The sequence below is a fragment of the Schaalia suimastitidis DSM 15538 genome (assembly GCF_000429105.1).
Lineage (GTDB): Bacteria > Actinomycetota > Actinomycetes > Actinomycetales > Actinomycetaceae > Pauljensenia > Pauljensenia suimastitidis.
This window is the reverse complement of record NZ_KE386848.1, coordinates 410,051-427,987: the sequence shown is the minus strand read 5'-3', so window position 1 is coordinate 427,987 and position 17,937 is coordinate 410,051. Positions and strand designations below refer to the sequence as shown.

Sequence of the window (17,937 nt, the reverse complement as noted above, 5' to 3'; positions counted from 1 at the left end):
ATTCAGGGCCGAGGTCCCGCATCTCCTTCGTCGTTATCGTCGTCATCCGTGGGTGGCAATGCCCGCCCACCCGGCGTACTGGTAGTACCAGTGGGCATCGGCCCGTCAAATTTACCTTCTGCGGCGAGTTGAGCTTTCATATCTGCCGCATACATATCGACATACGTTTGGCCCGACAACAGCATGAGGTTGTACATGATTTCGTCAGTGATCGCACGCAGCACATAACGGTCTTTGTCCAGCCCCTTGTATCGGCTAAAGTCCAGTGGTTCACCAATGATCATGCCGATGTCTGTGCGGCTAGGGAAACGCTGCCCAATTGGTTGCGCGTCGTGCATACCGACCATCGCCACCGGGATAACTGGAGCACCCGACAATAACGCAAGGCGTGCGACACCGGTTTTTCCTCGATATAGGCGTCCGTCGGGGCTGCGCGTCCCTTCAGGGTAGATGCCAAATAATTCGCCTTGCGCCAAACGATCTAGGCCTGCTTGTAGGGCCGCCTCTGAGGCGCGACCACCCGAACGGTCAACAGGGATGGTACCAACAGCTCGCATAAAGGTCTTGGTTGCCCAGCCTTTTACGCCTGTGCCGGTGAAGTAGTCTGCTTTCCCCATGAATACAAGTTCACGATCCAGCATCATTGGCAAGAAAACAGAATCCCACACTGCGTTGTGGTTTGACGCGAGGATCGCGGGACCCTCGGCAGGAATATTTTCTTTGCCTTTGATCCACGGCTTATAGGTGGCTTTGAGTAGCGGACCACCGGTGGCTTTCAACGCCTGGTAGAAACCCACGTTACCTCCTGCGAGCTTTAAGTCTGGACACACTAGACTCCACTCTATGACGTTGCGGCACTATTCGTCCTCCCAGCGCGTGTCTGCGGACACTCTTCGGCACACTCGTGCGACCAGCTGTGCACATGCGCCCACGCGCACTACAGCCGACGAGCAACGATGGTTAATCTTTGACGTTGAAACCACGGGCTTATCTGCACGCGACGAAATCACCGAAATCGCGGCCCTTATTATTGACAACAATGCCGTTTCGTCTTCCTTCCACACGCTATGCCATCCGGGGCGCCCAATCCCCACCATTGTCACACGCATCACAGGAATTGACGAGGCTTTGGTTGCCAACGCTCCTTCCGTACCGCATGCCATGGGTGCCTTGCACCATTGGCTGGAAAATGAGGCGGGTATCAGCGATTACCCACCCATTTTTGTTGCCCATAATGTACCGTTTGATCAGGGATTTCTTAGCAGGGCGGCGAAGCGTTCAGGTGTGGCGTGGCCATCGCTCCCCACCATGGACACTCTCGAATTATCACGGATACTTCTGCCTAAACCACGTGTTGCCAATCACCGCTTAGCAACCTTGGCACAGTATTTTTCATTCCCGGGCACACAGGAACACCGTGCACTTGCTGACACATATATGACGTGGCACGTGCTACGCCACTTACTTGCCTTGCAGCGCGATTCTCAACAGGGCACGTACAGATGACGCTATCATCAAGTGACTAATAATCCCCACGAACACAAGGAGGTCACGTGCTTACCGCCATCGTGTTACTTAACGCCAAGGTGGATCAAATTCCTGAAGTTGCAGCGGCACTTGCCAACCTCGACGGGGTGGACACCGTGTATTCGGTGACCGGCGACGTTGACTTGATTGCCCTTGTGCGCGTACGACACCACGACGAACTTGCCCTGGTCGTATCTGATCAGATTGGCAAAGTACCGGGTGTCACGCATATGCGGACACATATTGCCTTCCGGTCTTTCTCACGCGCGGACCTCGAAGAGGCCTTCCATCTCGGACTCGATTAGTCAGCGTCACGTTTCATCGACAGTGACATCTCGCCCCACATGAAGGTAGCGATGGCGGCGCGCACGGCGATGAGCACCTATATCACTGACGGTACCATCTCACTCCGCGCGACGATCAGTTCAGCGGTGTATGACTTGCCTGTATCCAGCGTTCGAGGAGGTCTGCAGCGGCACCACTGTGCAACGCATCTAAGGCAATGGACAGGCCGTTTGACAAGCGCGCTACCACATCGCCGTCAGCTGGAGCAACACCATCACCGTGCCCGTAAGCAACCAAACCTGCTGCGACATTGAGGGCAACAGCTTCGGTGATCGGCGCTGCGCCTCGTCCCGCGAATACGTCACGCGCCACCTGAGCGTTCTCGTGCGCGTCACCACCGCGAAGATCCTCAATGGAACACGGTGTCAGCCCGAATGTCGACACTGCGTCTAATTCCAGCGTGTCGACGACCCCATCGTGAACATGCCACAACTCGTTCACATCGGTTGTTGACAATTCGTCAAGACCTTTGTTCTTGCCACGAAATACCAGAGCAGATATACCTCGTTTCGCGCAAACCCCAGCAAGTAACTGCGCGTTTTCACGATGAGCTGCTCCAAATGCACCAGCACGTGGGCGAGCAGGGTTCGTCAGTGGTCCAAGGAGATTAAAGACGGTAGGAAATGCCAAGTGGCGTCGAACAGGCGCGGCAAAACGCATTGATGGGTGCACGTTGTTGGCGAAAAGAAACGCAATACCCACTGAATTGAAGGTCTGGATAATGCCGCGGTCATCAAGTGAAAGATTGACGCCCAGAGCCTCAAGTACGTCAGCCGATCCCGAAGCAGAAGTTGACGCACGGTTGCCATGTTTCACAACCGGCACACCTGTGGCAGCTAATACTACGGCTGCCATTGTCGAAATATTGACCGTGCGCTGACCGTCACCACCGGTGCCCACGATATCCAGCGAATCGGCAGGCAAATCAACAATGACCGCGTGTTCACGCATTGCGTCAGCAAAACCGTGAACCTCGTTAACGCTCACGCCTTTGATTCTCAGCGCCGTCAGTGCCGAGGCAAGGCGTACCTCACCTAATTCACCGGACATTACTTGATCCATCAGGCCATAAGCCTGGCTGTGGGTGAGATCGCTGCCATCAAGTAGCGTCGCGATCAGTTCTGACCACTGCATCAGCACTCGTTCAGTACGCGCGCGACCGTTTCCTGCAGCGTCAATGGATCAAGTGGAGCGGTGACAATCGCTGCGGCACCTGCCCATGTGGCAAGCCAGGCATCCTGCTGGCGCGCAGTGAGGAAGATAATGGGCGGAACCTTATCAAAAGTATTTTCCAGTTCTTTTGCGATCCCCATGCCACCGTGTTTTTGTGTTTCGGCGTCCAAAACAAGGAAGGCAAAATCGTGTTCTTTTACGAGTTCAACGACACCAAACATTGTGGCTGCTTCGTGCCAAGTAATACGGGGAGTGTCTTTGGAAGCTTGGATGCCCACGCCGTTGATCACTGCTTCACGAACCTCGACATCATCACTGAACACGAGGGCTTCGATGGATACACTCACTGGGGAACTCCTTGAAGTTGGGGCATATTGCCCGGGTTACGCGTTCCTATTCTAAACGCAGGTGGGCGTACCCGTCGGGATACGCCCACCGTAACGTGTCACAGCACCTGCAGGTGCAGCAGCCATTACTGCACTGGCAAGGCAGCAACGATATCGAGGACGAAGGCATAAGCTGGGGCTACCTGTACACCAGCTTGCTCCTGAGTAGTGCGTTCTTCCTCAGTTGGAACCTTGATGACAAGGACACGCGAGCCAACTTTGATGCCAGTCAGACCGTAGACATCAGCGGCAATCTCAACTGGCAAGGCACTCCACGTGCTGTCCAGTTGGTCAACGCCATAAGCAACGCCAACGCCATGAGTCAAAACACTTTGCCCTGCCACAATGGCTTCCCCAGCACCTTCAGCGAGGACAACCGTTTGGTTTTCTGTCGGTGCATCGCCTGTGAAAGCAATCGTTGGTTCTGTTGCGAGTTCGCCACTCACCTCAACACCAGCAACCGTATTGCCTGTGGGGGTGGCCTGGGTAAGCGCCGAAATGTCATTGGGGTTAACTGCAGCAAGGATGTCAACGACGAATACCAAGGTGGCATTTGGAGGAATATTTTCACCTGCGCCTGCTTCGCCATAGCCCCATTGCGAAGGGATGACGATCATGACACGATCACCAACCCGCTGTTCTGCCAGCCCGTATTTCCATCCTTCGATGACACCGTTCAGGCTGAAGGTCGCCGGGGCGCCACGATCGAAGGAGGAATCAAATACGGTACCGTCCCACAGTGCCCCTTCGTAGTTCACTGTCAAGGTGTCATCAGTGGTGACGACCTCGCCGTTGCCCTGATGAATGGTCTTGACAATGATCTTCGTTGGTTCTTGCCCGCTACCAGCCGAAATTGTGGGGTCTTCGCCGAATGTGCCGGTAGCTTCTGGGAAATTACCTTCGCCGCTGCGATCAACCTCGGGGGTTTGTGTCGCAGTGTCCGTGGTGGTCGTGGTAGTGGCGGCAGTATCTGCCGTGTCGTTACTTGGTGTGCATGCGGCAAGTATGGAGCCACCTGCAATAGCCACAGTTGCAATAAGGGCTGCGAGTTGCGTTGTTTTCTTCACGTATGACCTGTTTCTTTTAGTGGAAGGAGTCACCGCATGCGCAGGTATTGCCCGCATTCGGGTTATCAATGGTGAAACCTTGACGTTCAATCGTGTCAGCGAAGTCGATGCTTGCGCCGTTAAGGTAGGGCACGCTCATGGGGTCAACAACAACTTCAACACCGTCAAAATCCCTCACAGCGTCGCCATCAAGGAGTCGATCGTCGAAGTACAGCTGGTAAATGAGGCCAGAGCAGCCGCCCGGCTGCACGGCAACGCGAAGGCGCAGGTCGTCGCGACCTTCCTGCTCGAGCAGGCTCTTCACCTTGGCTGCTGCCACGTCGGTGAGGAGTACCTCGTGGGTCGCGGTTTCGGTGCTTTCAGACATGATGCTCCTTAAAAGGTGGGCTCTGATAATCAACCTCTCCAAGCCTAGAACTCTGGTGCGCATACTGCCATGCGACCTTTCATTTGAGGCACAACAGTGACGAGTGCCTCAGCGTGGGATCCAGGTATGCGCAAGCCGCTGGCCAAGGGCATCAAAGCTTGAAATAGTGTGTGCCCCACGGTGTGTGATCACGCCGTGTATACCCCATTGAGCGCGTTCATGAGATGACAGCGATGTTTCTTGAACAACGGCGACAACTGGGATAGCGCAGTGGGACGCACACTCAGTCAGTATGCCCATCTGACTTTCAGCAAGCACTGGAGAATGCGCGTGGGGCTCAACGACAACGAGAAGGTCGGTGTTGTCCATGGTCCTTTCAAGTCCAATGCCAGCGGACAAGATCCGACCGGTATCATGTAGCGGCACACCCACTGCAGCAAGAACAGCGCCCACTCCCCCACCTGCGCCTGACCCTGGTAACTGATCCGCTTGAGTCGCACGTTGAGCACTCACAATAGGCAGGTCCATCCGTGCTGAGTTGGCATGGTGCGCGGCAAAAGCCTGCGTGAGCGTCGCGATTTCGGCACTACTCCAGTCCGAGCGGGCACGCAACTCGGGGTCTATAGCTAGTACCGACGCCATCCCCACCAGCGGACGGCGTGTCGAGGCGGCCACATACACCGCATGTGGCTGAACGAAGCGCTCCAGGGCACCTAAGGAGGAGGCGAGTCGGGAAAGAAGGGTTGCCCGCTCAGCCTCCGCCTCGCCAAGCACGCCTGCGAGGAATCCGAGCCCAGCATCGGGCCACGGGTGATGCCCGCCTTCCACGTACAGCCTGCCTACCTGGCCCAGGTGAGCCCGGAAGGCACGACCCGCTTGGTAGGTTGAAGTGTCACCGTGATCGACAGAGATTACTCTCGCACCTGTTGAGCCAAGGGCGTGTGCAAATACGGCACCGACACCGAAAGGCTGGACTGTGACATGCGCGCGAGGCACTTTCGTGTTGATACCAGTTGCAAGACCATTAAGTGCCGCAGCTGTGGCATCAGGGTCATTACCCCAATGCCCAGCAACGAGGATTCTCACTGTGCGGCGCCCGCAGCCAGATCGCGCAGCAGAATCGCTTCAGCGAGGATGGCGCAACTGAGATCTGACAGGGACTGAGATTCATCCTCTGAATGGGCGTTTGTCATCGGGTCTTCCACACCCATGACAAGTACCTGCGCTGAGGGAAATTGTTCTTGGAACTGAGAGATAAACGGGATTGAACCGCCAACGCCAATATTGACTGACGGCACCGCCCACGCCTCGGTCAACGCTTTGTGCGCCATCGCAACCGCAGGGGACGCAGGATCAGCTTGGTATCCTGGCCCGCATTCCACGTCCGTGACCTCGACACGACAACCGAAGGGTGCATGAGCCAGTAGGTGCTGATGTAGCGCTTCCATAGCCTGTGCAGGATCCATACCTGGAACAGTACGCATCGAAAGGCGTAAACGCGTTGACGGTTGAATAGTATTGGATGCGTCCGCAACCCTTGTTTGGTCCCATCCAATTACGGTAATTGCTGGTTTTGTCCACACACGCGCTGCCAGGTCACCAGTACCAGCGAGCTGCACGCCGTCGATAATGCCCGCCGCCTCACGGTACTCGTCTTCGGGCCACACCACGTCAGCGGTATCGATACCGCCAAGTCCTTCAACGCAGATATTGCCATCCGTGTCGTACAGGGACGCAATCAGCAAACTGGCACACGTGACTGCGTCGATCATGGGACCACCAAACATTCCCGAGTGCACCGCATGGTCTGCAACTGTGACTGTAAGTGTCGCACAGCAATTGCCTCGCAGCGTTGTGGTCACCGCTGGTTCACCAACTTTCCAATTATCGGAGTCGGTGACAATGATGACGTCTGCCTCAAGTTCTTCCCTAAAGGTGTGAAGGAAGGCGTCAAAGGATGGGGAGCCGATTTCTTCTTCACCTTCGATAAAGACGACGACATTGACCGCTAAGTTCTGGCGAAGTACCTCCAGTGCCCCCAGGTGAACGATGATGCCAGCGCCGTCGTCAGAGACGCCTCGTCCATAAATGCGGTCTCCCTTCACGGTGGCAGTCAGAGGATCGCTACTCCAACGGCTGACGTCCCCGGTGGGTTGGACGTCGTGGTGGGCGTACAGAAGTACTGTTGGGGCACCTTCAATGTGAGAGCTATGTGCCAGCACGGCCGGTTTGCCGACGACACCGTCTGGTGTTGTCACCTGTGTGATGCGCGCTTCAAGTCCACGTTGGGCCAGGCGGTCACGCACATATTCGGCGCTGCGGCGCAGGTCGTCACTGTGTTGTGGCATGGAGGAAATACTGGGAATCGACACCAGCTCACACAATTCGTTGACCAGGCCGGGAAATGCTGCTTCGACTGCTGTGCGAAGTTCCTGTGTCGAAGGTGTTGTCGTCATAGTGATCGCCTCACGCTCGTGCTTCGTTGATTTCCTACTAGAATAATTCAGGTGATGAGCCGAAAGCATATTCCCACCGACCAGCCCGATGAAACTTCCGCTGCCCAACCACCGTTGACAGGACAGAAAAAAGGACGTCCCACGCCTTCACGTAAGCAGGCTGAGGCGGCAAAACTGCGGCCTCTGGTACCTGCTGATCGTAAAGAGGCCAAGCGGATCGCCAGGCAGAAACGCAACGAGGCGTACCAACGTGAGCAGGAGGCGCTGATCACGGGGGATGAACGTTACCTGCCGTGGCGCGACAAGGGACCGGTACGCCGGTGGGTGCGCAACTGGATTGATGCCCGATGGTCGCTTTCTGAGTTCCTGCTGCCGGTGATGGTCCTGTTCTTGGCGTCACTTATGGCTGTATCACTGATTCCAGCGATGAGTACCTATGCCCAGTATGTGATTATCGGTGCGACGGTAATGATGTATGGTCTTTTCGCTGTGTCTATCGTTGAGGCAATCATTGTGTGGCTGCGTCTGAAGAAACGCCTCGCAGTGGCCCTACCAGACCGTGAGATTCCTCGTGGAACATGGTTTTATATGTATTCGCGTATGATCATGGCTCGTCGCTGGCGGTCCCCACGGCCACAGGTGGCTCGCGGAGAATTCCCCACTCCACATGCGCGTTAAGGGTATTTCTTCACTTCACTAGTAGGCTAAAGCTATGATCCGCTCAACCTACTCGTGGCTGTTCCGTACATTCATTCACAAGTCCGATCCTGAATTGGCCCACCATTATGGTTTAGGTGCAATTGCCCGGGCCGGCCGGTTCTTTGCGACGCGACGCGCCATGCGTGCCACTGTGGGTTACCTTGGTAGGCCTGGGGCGACAGGTGGCCGCGTGGTACGTATCGGTGAGCGTGTTGTGCCTGGTCGTTTGGGATTGGCGGCGGGTATGGACAAGGACGCGCAGGCAGTCCTTGGACTGACTGCACTTGGATTTGCTTTCGTTGAAGTTGGCACCATTACGCCTCAGCCTCAGCCCGGCAATGAGGCTCCGCGTCTGTGGCGCCTGATGCAGCAGCGCGGTTTACGCAACCGCATGGGTTTCAATAACGAGGGTGTTGAAGCTGCAGCCGCACGTCTGCGTGATCTGCGACGAAGCTACGAGGGTCGTTGCGCGATTGTTGGCGCAAATATCGGAAAAAATAAGACCACGTCAGAAGCTGATGCCGCTGAGGATTATCGGGTGTGCGCACGCTACCTGTCACCGTGGGTCGATTTTGTTGTCGTCAACGTGTCTTCGCCCAATACACCTGGTCTGCGTGATCTTCAGTCAGTGGAACATCTTCGCCCCATTATCGAGGCGGCACGACGCGGCTGCCATGAAGGCGCGGGTCGCGAGGTGCCATTATTTGTGAAGATTGCACCAGATTTGGCTGACAGCGACGTTATTGCCGTTGCACAGTTAGCTAAGGAGCTTCATCTTGCTGGTGTTGTGGCAACGAATACGACAATCGCTCATGATCTTGGCGATGGTGGTGTTTCAGGAGCGCCGTTAAAGGAGCGCGCATTGGACGTCGTACGCCTCGTCGCCATGCACCTGGATGATCATCAGATTCTCATTGGCACGGGCGGTATTTTTTCGCCCGACGATGCATTGGATTTCTTGTCGGCAGGTGCCGACCTCGTAGAAGCCTTCACAGCGTTTGTCTACGAAGGCCCCAGTTGGCCAGGCATGATGAATCGAGCCTTAGCAAGGTTCTAAATGATTATTCCTTTACACGCCTTATCCCAGGCGCCGTCAGCATTTGAGAACTACCTTGCCGACTACACGTCGCTGACTGATGTGAAACTGCGGTCCAGTATCGAAGCCGAACGCGGCCTGTATATGGCCGAATCGACCAATGTCATTGGACGTGCAGTGATGGCGGGCCATCGGCCGCGCTCATTTTTAATGGCCGATCGCTGGCTTGACACCGTTAAACCCATTATCACGCAGGCCACTGGGCACGATGACGGGGGCGATATTCCCGTTTTTGTTGCCCCCGAACCTGTTCTCGAGCAGCTCACGGGGTTTCATCTTCACCGCGGTGCCCTCGCTGCGATGCACCGCCCTGTGCTACCGACCCTTACTGACCTTATCGCCTCTGGCAATCTTCGGCGGCTCCTGGTCTTAGAGGATCTTGTTGATCACACAAATGTGGGGGCGGCATTTCGCTCTGCTGCTGCACTTGGCGTGGATGCTGTGCTGGTCACTCCATCGTGCGCGGACCCGCTGTATCGGCGTGCTGTTCGTGTGTCAATGGGTACGGTTTTTCAGGTGCCGTGGACGCGATTGAGTACTTGGCCTTACTCGTCCATCGACGATTTGCACCGCCTTGATTTTACAGTAGCGGCACTTGCGTTGAGCGATAATTCGGTGTCCTTAGATGCTTTCCTTGAGTCGCCAGCATGCACTTCTCCCGATGCCCGTATTGCGTTGGTGATGGGCACCGAAGGGGACGGACTTGCCAAACGGACAATCGCTGCTTGCGATGTCACGGTGCGTATTCCCATGGCTTTTGGGGTTGACAGTCTCAATGTCGCTGCTGCAGCTGCTGTTGTTCTGTGGGCAACGCGCCATGTGGGGCGTAATCGCCTCAGCAGCGCCGAGGACACGCTTCCCAGCACATAGATACGCTCTGACAAGCATCCAGAAGGGCTCGGTGCTGCATATGGGGATGCACTGCGTTTGAGCGACTGATCGCCTCGACGTGGCGACTCGGTCCTGCGATGGGGAATGCACTGGACACCGCATTGGGGCGCTCCGCGAAGTTGCGAAGCGCCCCAATGTGATGACGGCTCAAATATTGTCCGGTACTGACCCAGATCTAAGCGGCGTCGATGGTGATGTCTCATCCCGTGATGCTTCGTCGTCACCGGGCACTGGAAGCACCTTCAAGGCAACGATGGAGGCAACAAGTCCACCCCACACAAGGAGTATCGTCACAATCATCATGACGATTGATGATGCGGTCATTGTTGGTCCTCCTTCGTCAACGCCTCAAGTTCTTCAAGGCTGCGAATATGCCCGCGATGTCGCCACGGGATCAATGTGAAGATTATCGAGCCGACGATAACGAAGACGATACTGCCCCACCCAAAGATAGCGACGTACCATCGCGGATAGCCTCCAAAGCCCTCCGTCACGTAGTCAACGATTGCCATAAACATCATGATGGATAGCACCGCAGGAGCAACTACACCGACAAAAACATCCCACATGAACGGAACCTTGACTGATGACACTGCGTTAAGGTGCGCACGCAGTCCTTTCAAACGGGGTCCTACCATGGCGGCGAAGATCGTCATCGTAATCGCACAGCCGACGACACCAATATTGTTAATAAATGAGTCGACGATGTCGAGCGTATTCAAACCAGATGTCGTGCCGAATAGGAGTACTGAAAGCACCATTGCTGGCACGCCCATGACAAGTGAGGCAACCTTGGGAGAAAGACCAAATTTGTCTTGGAGACCACCGGAGACGACCTGAAGTAACGATAGCAGCGAGGTAACACCAGCAAGTACGAGGGAGGTGAAGAAGAGGACTCCGAAAAGGGGGCCTCCAGGCATCATTGAGATGATCGTTGGGAAGGTGACGAAGGACAAGATAGGTCCTGTCAGTCCTTCAAGGTCGGCCACCCCGACTTGCTGTTGGTATGCCATGAAGCCAAGGGCCGAGAACACGCCGATACCGGCGAGGATTTCGAATGATGAGTTGGCAAAACCTGCGACGAGACCCGTACCAGTGAGATTGGATTTTGGTTTGAGATACGAGGCGTAGGTGAGCATAATGCCGAAAGCCACTGACAACGAGTAGAAGATTTGTGCGAATGCGGCCAGCCATACATGTGGGTTCGATAGTGCCGTCCAATCAGGTGTGAAGAAGGCGGTGAGTCCATCAAGTGCACCTGGAAGGAAGAGGGCACGCGCAACGAGCGCTAGGAAAAGGAAGACCAAGAGCGGCAAGAAAATGCGATTCGCCATTTCAACGCCGCGAGCCACACCCATTCCAACGATAAGGAGTACGAAAATCCATACTAGTGCCAATGGAATCGCCACCGCAGCAACGGGTGTGAAGGAGAAAGATTCGCTGTCCGCTACCTGCAGGAATCCTTCGACGAAGAAAGCAAGTGAGTCGCCACCCCAAGCGTGATTGACTGAGAAGATCGCATACTGTGCTGCCCAGGCAATCACCGCAGCATAGTAGAGGAAGATGACGAAGCAAACGAGGACTTGGATCCATCCAAGAAATTCGCCCAGTGGCGCGATACGACGCAGTGCCCACGGTGGTGACCCACGGAATTTGTGGCCGATTGCGTAGTCCAACCACAGCACAGGAATACCCACAAATAGCAGCGCGATCAGATAGGGAATGAGGAAGGCGCCACCACCGTTTTCATACGCGACGCCAGGAAAACGCCAAATATTTCCCAGCCCAATCGCCGATCCGATTGCGGCAAGAAGAAAACCGGTCTGTCCGGTCCACGTTTCGCGTTTTTTCTCACCCTGCGCGGGTGCAGTCTGTGTCGTCAACACTGTGCCTCCTTGGATTACAGCAGTAACGCTAATCTTTAGGCGCTTGCTGCGCCATTGTGCCCAATAATCGGTCATTGTTTCTTCACAAAGCCGAAATGAACCCTGACCCCGCCTTAGCGCAAGTGCCGACCGACCAGTATCAACGATGTAATTGGTCGCTCCTCGGCGGCCACAATTACGCGATTAAACCTGCCCTGCATGATGAAATAGCCAAGCGATGAATAGCATCACCGGCAGGGAGACAAAAGTTGTCACTGCAACACTCACCTGGGCTATACGTATCCCGGTATTTGCACGAAGTGCTGCAATGAATGCATTTTGTGCACTCGGTAATGCGGCCATCAGCGTTACCGCAAATAGTGATGCACCATTCACTCCCAACACCGCTCCCAGCCCATAGGCTAAAGCAGGTTGGAGAAGTAGTTTGGCGGCCGTGATCCAAACGATGGTACCTGGGGCGATGTGGTCAAGCTGAGCACCCGGACTTACCTGTCGCATGCCAACCAAGGATGCACCAAAGGACAGGAGAACCAATGCCGGTGCCGCTTGCGCAAGAAGATCAACGGTCGGCGCCACCAATGGCGGTAGCTCAAACTCGCCCAACGACACTATGCCCCCTATTGCTGCTGCGACCACCATCGGGTTTGCAACGGCAAGCCGCACAACTTTTAAAGAGGAAATATGTCGTCGAGCGGCCGCGATATCTGCTGCGACGAAAAAGGCAGGTGTAAAAAACCCCAATTGGAACACAATGACGGGCAGGCTATAGACCGCATCGCCGAGGATAAACAGCGCGACCGGTATGCCAATATGTGCTGAATTATTGACCGAGGCGGACATCGTTGCTAGTACAAGGTGACCTCCGCGAAGCTTCAGCATGCTGCAGCCAATGATGGCGGTAACTATCGCAGTCAATATTCCGGCGCCTGCTGCTGACAGAAGTGGCGCGCCAAAAACGGCATGAATATCACTACGCGACAGCGTTGACAGTAGCAGTGCGGGCGACGTGATCCAGTACGTTACCTCAACCAACACACGTGACGCTTCTGGTGGGATAAGTCCGCACCGTCGGGCGAGCCAACCAATCAACACGACAATCGTGATGGCACATAACCCTTCAACAACACCGAACACTCCCCCACTGTAGGTATTGACTCCAGTTACTCCGGTCAGCGTCCGTTTCTTGACATCGATGAGTCCATAGCATCTGCGCCGACGGATATTTCTGCGCGATCCACGCCATTTCGTGGCATCGGCAGGCAGATAGCCTCGTCGCGCGTTGCTTCGGTTGGCGTGAGATGATACGTAGAGCACATTTTCTTCCCTACGGAGGTCCACCATGGCCGTTCAACGCATACCGCTCAACGACGCGACTTCAATTCCGCAGGTCGGCTTTGGTGTCTTCCTCGTTCCTGAAGAAATAACACAAGCCTGCGTTGAAGAGGCACTGGCAGCGGGCTATCGGCATATCGACACGGCTTCCATCTACGGAAATGAAGCTGCCGTGGGACGAGCAATCGCAGCGAGTGGACTTTCCCGCGACGAAATCTATGTGACAACGAAACTATGGAATAGTGATCAGGGCGTTTCGGCACGTTCGGCGCTAGAGGCTTCGTTAGAACGCTTAGGTCTTGATTGTGTTGATCTTTACCTTATCCATTGGCCCGTTCCTTCCAAAGATCTCTACCTTGACAGTTGGCAGGCGTTGGAGTGCGCCGCCGACGACGGACTAACGACCTCAATTGGTGTTTCAAATTTCCTTCCTGAACACCTTGATCGCATTGCTGCGCTGGGCGGCCGTATTCCTGTGGTGAACCAAATCGAACTACACCCTATGCTGCAGCAAGCTAATGTGACAGCGGCCAATCGACGTCTGAACATTGCGACCCAAGCGTGGAGTCCTCTTGGACGCGGCGCCGCGTTGGAGCTACCCGAGGTATGTGACGTTGCTCGACGTAATGAAATCACGCCAGCACAAGCGATACTCGCGTGGCATATTGCGCGCGGCAATATTGTCATTCCGAAATCAGTGACACCCGAACGTATCCGTGAAAACCTTGAGGCGGCATCGGTCACCTTGGATAACGCTTCACTTGCAGTCTTCGATGCACTCGAAGCGGGGATTCGCATTGGGCCCGACCCAGCAACGTTTGAAGGGTAGCGGTTCGCTCATGAGCTGAGCGCTCACTCGACAATTCACACCCGTATTTTTCCTGTTGAGGACGCGTCGTCGTATGGTTCATATCGGCATTGTTGAAGACGATCCCATTTCAAGAAAGTTATTGCTGGACTACCTTGTTCGGTTCAAAACAGAACACGGTGAAGACTTTGACGTCTCGGTATTCGACGACGGCGCTGATATTGCTGCCAATTATCGGCCCGTCTACGACATATTGTTCCTCGATATTCAAATGGAACGGATGGATGGGCTTGCTGCAGCGCGCCATATCCGTACGCAGGACGAGCAAGTCATCATTATTTTCATCACCTCAGCCCCGGAATATGCCATACGCGGCTATGAGGTGCGAGCCTTGTCTTATCTACTCAAACCGTTACCTTGGTTCGCCTTTGAACAGGAACTTATCCGTAGCCTAGCCTCCGTCAAACAACGCCGCGGCGCCTCCATCCTTGTTCAGAGCGGAATGCAGTTTCAGCGGATCCCCGTTGACGACATCGTGTACATCGAATCTGTCAAACACCGCTTAGATATACACACCATCAACGGTGTGATCGCCATGGCGGGCACACTAAAAAATATGGAAAGCGAACTTACAGACCACCCGTTCTATCGCTCCAATTCGTGCTACCTCGTCAACCTTTCTCGCGTTGAAGGCGTGCGCGATCAGTGCTGCATAATGACAGGCAATATTGAATTACGTATCTCCAGGCCACGGTTGAAACCTTTCCTTACTGCACTCACCCAACATGTCGGGGCACGACGTGTGTAGCGACAGTCAGCGATATCGTGTTCGCCAGGCGGTACCACAGTGATACTCGAACCACTACCTGATATCCCACGCATTTACACTGCTTGCGCAGAATGGCTCGCTGTGTCTGTCTATATTCTCCTGCTGTGGGATAAGACGAAACCTCGGACACGGCCTCTTCTTAGCCTCAGTTGTGGACTGCCGCTTCTTACAGCAATTCACCTTATTGCTGGACATATGCCAGTCGAACTGTGGATTCTCGGCATGGTCGTTTCGTTCACCACGATGGCGTTAATGATTTCCTGGGCGACCGGCGGTCCATGGCGTCTCGTCGGGCATCTGACAATACGGGCATTTATCCTTGCTGAATTTCTTGCCTCCCTGGCATGGCAGATCGTCATGTGGTTCGCCGATGACGCCCATCCTTTTCATCCACTATCGATTGGTGTTACCGCACTGATATATGCGGCTGTACTCGTTGCCATGTGGCTTCTGGAGAAGCGCCATGTCTCCTCCGAATTCGGCACCCACCTGGCCGACGCGAATCTGCTGTCTGCCACCCTGGTCGGCCTCGTCACCTTCGCAATGTCGAATCTTTCCTTCGTTACCGTGGACACGCCATTTTCTGGTCGTGCGGGCACAGAGGTGTTCTATATTCGCACGTTGGTGGACCTATGTGGTCTTGTCGCGTTGTACGCCCAACAGGAACGCTTGCGCGAAGTCAAAATTGCCTCAGAATTAGCGGTGATGGAGGCAATGCTCCACGCTCAACACAACCAATATCTACAGGCGAAAGCTGATACGGAAGCAGTTGCACGAGCACGCCACGACCTCAAACACCACATCGCTTTAGTGCGTAGTGAAGTGAACTCCGAACAAGCCAAGGAATATCTTCAAGACCTTGAGCGTTCTGTTGGTGCCCTTCAACAGCGTTTCGATTGCGGGCATCCGGTACTTGACGTCATTTTCGCCTCGAAAGCCACAGCTTGTGCTGCCGCTGATATCACCTTCACCGCTGTGGCCGATGGGACGCTGCTACGTGGGATGCCTTCGATGGATGTGGCCACTCTATTAGGTAATGCCCTCGACAACGCTATCGAAGCATGTAGTCGTGTTGCAGACAACGACAAACGACTCATCACCCTTGCCTTGCACGCCCAAGGATCTATGGTGGTGCTGAGGATTGAAAACTGGTTTGACGGACATCTGGTGTACGACAGTACAGGGCACCTAGCAACACGGAAGCCACGCGCACATATGCATGGCATCGGCCTACGGTCTATCCAGCACACCGCCCACAAATATGGTGGCGAGGTAACGAAAACGGTGAGCGGAAACTGGTTCACGCTCACCGTTTTGCTGCCATCTACACAAATCTCGGGCAGTTCAAGCTAAGGAGTCCCTCTTGGTAACCGGCGCCTAGTTGTAGCCCATAATTGCCCGGGATACGGCATAGCCAGCCAAGGTGATCTTTGTGCCCACCGTGCCCGGAATGGTCACGAGACGCCCAAGCAGGTCAGACCGTACCGCATGTGACGCACGGGGGTTAGTCTTTTCGAGGTCTGCCCATAATTGATCTTTCGCCTCAAGATGTTCCGGGGTGCCCGAGCGTAACAGCATCACCGTACATACCACGCAGTTAATGCGGAGGTAATGCACCATGTAGCGATACAGGTTGTGGGGTACCGTCTCAGGGTCAGGCATGGCCGCCACCATGGCGCGATTGACACGCAGCAGCTGGTCGATGCGCTTGATCATTACTGGTTCATTGACTGATTGATCGTCACGCCCAATGAAATAACGGTACAGATCCACGTCAAGGTAACGGATAGTGCGCACCAACGGAAATGGCGTGTGACTGTATAGATAATCGACGTAGAAAGTGTGCTCGGGCAACACCAAGCCGGATGCGCGCACAAGGTCAGTCCGAAGCGTCAAAGAGTGCATCATGAGGTACTGGTCGTACCGGCACGCCTTAATATCCTCCCAGCCGAGGGTACGGCCCTGCGGCAGCACATTGCGATATTTGATGACAGTTTTGTGGGAGCGTCCTTGCTTTTCGTACACATAATTGGTGACGAGCAGGTCGAGTTCTTCGCCATTGTCACGCACCGTACGAAGCAGATCCAGCACAGCGCGCAGTGCCTTACGGTCAAGCCAGTCATCTGAGTCGACAACCTTAAGGTGAGTGCCTCGGGCAGCAGCGATACCCGTATTAAGTGCTCCACCGTGTCCAGCATTGGTCTGGTGTATTGCATGCACACAGGTGGGATGCTTCGTGGCCCATGCGTTCGCTATCTGTTCAGTGTTGTCGTTGGAGCCATCATTGACAATGAGGACTTCCACCTCATCGCCGTAACCCACAAGGGATTGCATGGCGCGATCCAAATAATCCTGCGAGTTATAGGACGGTACGATCACCGTGAGCAATGGTGCCTGCGTTGAGGGGCCGTGTAGTTGTGTGTTAGTCACATGCACAATCGTGCCCCATGATGATCGTCTTGCCAAATATCACGCGACGCACGTCCACATTCATCCCCTATTTAAAGATCACCTTAAATATGGGGAAGAAAACCCAGAAGGATATGGCTGCATTAATAATCATGGTGATGACGTCCGCAACTGTTTGTCCGGTTGCTACACCCAGCTGTTCTTGGAAGAAGGAGTAAATGGGTGCCTTGTAGATCACCTGTAGTGCTGCGGCAACGACGGTGATGACGACATACGCCACCGTGTACCAAAATGCTGCTCGCGCAATTGATGAGTTTGACTTGAAGGTGATATTGCGTTGAGCAAAGAAGTTAATCACCTGAGCGATCAGCAGCGTGATCTGCACTGCGAGAAAATATGCGAGGCCGCCTCCAAGGCCGTCAGCATCAACAGGACCAGCGGCATAGTCGAACATATAGATCGTCGTGCCGTTGCTGACGCCGATGGGAAGAAACTGGAATGCGGTGTCAACCAGTGGAGTTTGACCGAATATCCATTTGAGCACAGGCATCAGTGCCAGTTGCAGCACAGTAATGCCGTTGGACAGGATGAAAAAAACAATGAACTGGGCACTTGTTTGATGTGTGTCTTCAAATTTTTTCCACCACGCGCTGATACGTGACATCG

At 54.7% G+C, this 17,937-nt stretch carries 20 protein-coding genes; 8 read left to right on the top strand and 12 right to left on the bottom strand.

Annotated features, from left to right (window positions below; all coding sequences use genetic code 11):
• Positions 1 to 2 precede the first annotated feature (2 nt).
• On the bottom strand, positions 3 to 797 hold the full coding sequence (locus G438_RS11575; protein WP_034285743.1) for a lysophospholipid acyltransferase family protein: 795 nt from the start codon (positions 795 to 797) through the stop codon (positions 3 to 5).
• A gap of 46 nt (positions 798 to 843) precedes the next feature.
• Between G438_RS11575 and G438_RS0108800 the strand changes: the two genes are divergently transcribed.
• Together G438_RS0108800 and G438_RS0108795 are read left to right on the top strand one after the other, a co-directional pair.
• Entirely contained in the window at positions 844 to 1,506 is a 663-nt protein-coding gene (locus G438_RS0108800) for a 3'-5' exonuclease (protein WP_026461003.1), read from the top strand.
• A gap of 47 nt (positions 1,507 to 1,553) precedes the next feature.
• Complete coding sequence (locus tag G438_RS0108795; RefSeq protein ID WP_026461002.1) at positions 1,554 to 1,832, top strand: Lrp/AsnC family transcriptional regulator; 279 nt, start codon at positions 1,554 to 1,556, stop codon at positions 1,830 to 1,832.
• Between the two features lie 115 nt (positions 1,833 to 1,947).
• Here G438_RS0108795 and trpD read toward each other — a convergent pair whose 3' ends face one another.
• From trpD to G438_RS0108760, 6 genes are all read right to left on the bottom strand, one after another.
• A complete protein-coding gene (gene trpD, locus G438_RS0108785; protein ID WP_034285740.1) occupies positions 1,948 to 3,006 on the bottom strand; it encodes an anthranilate phosphoribosyltransferase in 1,059 nt (352 codons plus the stop codon).
• Positions 3,006 to 3,392: a response regulator gene (locus G438_RS0108780; protein ID WP_034285738.1), complete on the bottom strand. Its 387-nt coding sequence runs from the start codon at positions 3,390 to 3,392 to the stop codon at positions 3,006 to 3,008. Before G438_RS0108780 ends, trpD begins: the two co-directional genes overlap by 1 nt.
• 125 nt (positions 3,393 to 3,517) lie before the next feature.
• Positions 3,518 to 4,498, bottom strand: coding sequence for an FKBP-type peptidyl-prolyl cis-trans isomerase (locus G438_RS11570; protein ID WP_034285736.1), 981 nt, complete (start codon positions 4,496 to 4,498; stop codon positions 3,518 to 3,520).
• Between the two features lie 16 nt (positions 4,499 to 4,514).
• Positions 4,515 to 4,865 (bottom strand): iron-sulfur cluster insertion protein ErpA, encoded by a 351-nt coding sequence (gene erpA / locus G438_RS0108770; RefSeq protein WP_026460999.1) that lies wholly within the window; start codon positions 4,863 to 4,865, stop codon positions 4,515 to 4,517.
• Between the two features lie 108 nt (positions 4,866 to 4,973).
• A complete protein-coding gene (locus G438_RS11565) occupies positions 4,974 to 5,951 on the bottom strand; it encodes a glycerate kinase (protein WP_051259446.1) in 978 nt (325 codons plus the stop codon).
• Positions 5,948 to 7,321, bottom strand: coding sequence for a M20/M25/M40 family metallo-hydrolase (locus G438_RS0108760; RefSeq protein WP_026460998.1), 1,374 nt, complete (start codon positions 7,319 to 7,321; stop codon positions 5,948 to 5,950). Before G438_RS0108760 ends, G438_RS11565 begins: the two co-directional genes overlap by 4 nt.
• 54 nt (positions 7,322 to 7,375) lie before the next feature.
• Here G438_RS0108760 and G438_RS0108755 point away from each other — a divergent pair, with 54 nt between their 5' ends.
• The 3 genes from G438_RS0108755 to G438_RS0108745 are packed head-to-tail and all read left to right on the top strand — an operon-like array spanning position 7,376 to position 9,986.
• Positions 7,376 to 7,999: a DUF3043 domain-containing protein gene (locus tag G438_RS0108755; RefSeq protein ID WP_084403217.1), complete on the top strand. Its 624-nt coding sequence runs from the start codon at positions 7,376 to 7,378 to the stop codon at positions 7,997 to 7,999.
• 34 nt (positions 8,000 to 8,033) lie between these two features.
• A complete protein-coding gene (locus G438_RS0108750; protein WP_026460996.1) occupies positions 8,034 to 9,077 on the top strand; it encodes a quinone-dependent dihydroorotate dehydrogenase in 1,044 nt (347 codons plus the stop codon).
• Positions 9,078 to 9,986 (top strand): TrmH family RNA methyltransferase, encoded by a 909-nt coding sequence (locus G438_RS0108745; RefSeq protein WP_026460995.1) that lies wholly within the window; start codon positions 9,078 to 9,080, stop codon positions 9,984 to 9,986.
• 168 nt (positions 9,987 to 10,154) lie between these two features.
• Here the strand turns inward: G438_RS0108745 and G438_RS12305 are convergent, their stop codons facing one another.
• The 3 genes from G438_RS12305 to G438_RS0108730 all read right to left on the bottom strand — a co-directional run bounded on the left by G438_RS12305 (position 10,155) and on the right by G438_RS0108730 (position 13,207).
• Positions 10,155 to 10,331 carry a methionine/alanine import family NSS transporter small subunit gene (locus tag G438_RS12305; RefSeq protein WP_084403215.1) on the bottom strand — a complete coding sequence of 59 codons (177 nt, stop codon included), beginning with the start codon at positions 10,329 to 10,331 and terminating at the stop codon, positions 10,155 to 10,157.
• On the bottom strand, positions 10,328 to 11,890 hold the full coding sequence (locus tag G438_RS0108735) for a sodium-dependent transporter (RefSeq protein WP_026460994.1): 1,563 nt from the start codon (positions 11,888 to 11,890) through the stop codon (positions 10,328 to 10,330). Before G438_RS0108735 ends, G438_RS12305 begins: the two co-directional genes overlap by 4 nt.
• A 186-nt stretch (positions 11,891 to 12,076) precedes the next feature.
• Positions 12,077 to 13,207, bottom strand: coding sequence for an AEC family transporter (locus tag G438_RS0108730; protein ID WP_165569246.1), 1,131 nt, complete (start codon positions 13,205 to 13,207; stop codon positions 12,077 to 12,079).
• A 25-nt stretch (positions 13,208 to 13,232) separates the two neighbouring features.
• Between G438_RS0108730 and G438_RS0108725 the strand changes: the two genes are divergently transcribed.
• The 3 genes from G438_RS0108725 (at position 13,233) to G438_RS0108715 (ending at position 16,215) form a co-directional block, all read left to right on the top strand.
• Positions 13,233 to 14,054 (top strand): aldo/keto reductase, encoded by an 822-nt coding sequence (locus G438_RS0108725; RefSeq protein WP_026460992.1) that lies wholly within the window; start codon positions 13,233 to 13,235, stop codon positions 14,052 to 14,054.
• Between the two features lie 73 nt (positions 14,055 to 14,127).
• The gene (locus G438_RS0108720; RefSeq protein ID WP_026460991.1) at positions 14,128 to 14,841 is read left to right on the top strand and encodes a LytR/AlgR family response regulator transcription factor; all 714 of its coding nucleotides are present in this window, start codon (positions 14,128 to 14,130) and stop codon (positions 14,839 to 14,841) included.
• A gap of 102 nt (positions 14,842 to 14,943) precedes the next feature.
• Complete coding sequence (locus G438_RS0108715) at positions 14,944 to 16,215, top strand: ATP-binding protein (RefSeq protein WP_240471048.1); 1,272 nt, start codon at positions 14,944 to 14,946, stop codon at positions 16,213 to 16,215.
• Positions 16,216 to 16,239: 24 nt separating this feature from the next.
• Here G438_RS0108715 and G438_RS0108710 read toward each other — a convergent pair whose 3' ends face one another.
• Positions 16,240 to 17,292, bottom strand: coding sequence for a glycosyltransferase family 2 protein (locus tag G438_RS0108710; protein WP_240471047.1), 1,053 nt, complete (start codon positions 17,290 to 17,292; stop codon positions 16,240 to 16,242).
• A gap of 67 nt (positions 17,293 to 17,359) precedes the next feature.
• Positions 17,360 to 17,935, bottom strand: coding sequence for a hypothetical protein (locus tag G438_RS0108705; protein WP_026460988.1), 576 nt, complete (start codon positions 17,933 to 17,935; stop codon positions 17,360 to 17,362).
• Positions 17,936 to 17,937: the final 2 nt, after the last annotated feature.

What these genes read in the sequence shown, in the direction of transcription:
- trpD (WP_034285740.1), bottom strand. Translation starts at nt 3,006, where the DNA reads ATGCAGTGGTCAGAACTGATCGCGACGCTACTTGATGGCAGCGATCTC.
- G438_RS0108750 (WP_026460996.1), top strand. Translation starts at nt 8,034, where the DNA reads ATGATCCGCTCAACCTACTCGTGGCTGTTCCGTACATTCATTCACAAG.
- G438_RS0108720 (WP_026460991.1), top strand. Translation starts at nt 14,128, where the DNA reads ATGGTTCATATCGGCATTGTTGAAGACGATCCCATTTCAAGAAAGTTA.
- G438_RS0108800 (WP_026461003.1), top strand. Translation starts at nt 844, where the DNA reads ATGACGTTGCGGCACTATTCGTCCTCCCAGCGCGTGTCTGCGGACACT.
- erpA (WP_026460999.1), bottom strand. Translation starts at nt 4,865, where the DNA reads ATGTCTGAAAGCACCGAAACCGCGACCCACGAGGTACTCCTCACCGAC.
- G438_RS0108760 (WP_026460998.1), bottom strand. Translation starts at nt 7,321, where the DNA reads ATGACGACAACACCTTCGACACAGGAACTTCGCACAGCAGTCGAAGCA.
- G438_RS0108745 (WP_026460995.1), top strand. Translation starts at nt 9,078, where the DNA reads ATGATTATTCCTTTACACGCCTTATCCCAGGCGCCGTCAGCATTTGAG.
- G438_RS0108755 (WP_084403217.1), top strand. Translation starts at nt 7,376, where the DNA reads ATGAGCCGAAAGCATATTCCCACCGACCAGCCCGATGAAACTTCCGCT.
- G438_RS12305 (WP_084403215.1), bottom strand. Translation starts at nt 10,331, where the DNA reads ATGACCGCATCATCAATCGTCATGATGATTGTGACGATACTCCTTGTG.
- G438_RS0108705 (WP_026460988.1), bottom strand. Translation starts at nt 17,935, where the DNA reads ATGTCACGTATCAGCGCGTGGTGGAAAAAATTTGAAGACACACATCAA.
- G438_RS0108725 (WP_026460992.1), top strand. Translation starts at nt 13,233, where the DNA reads ATGGCCGTTCAACGCATACCGCTCAACGACGCGACTTCAATTCCGCAG.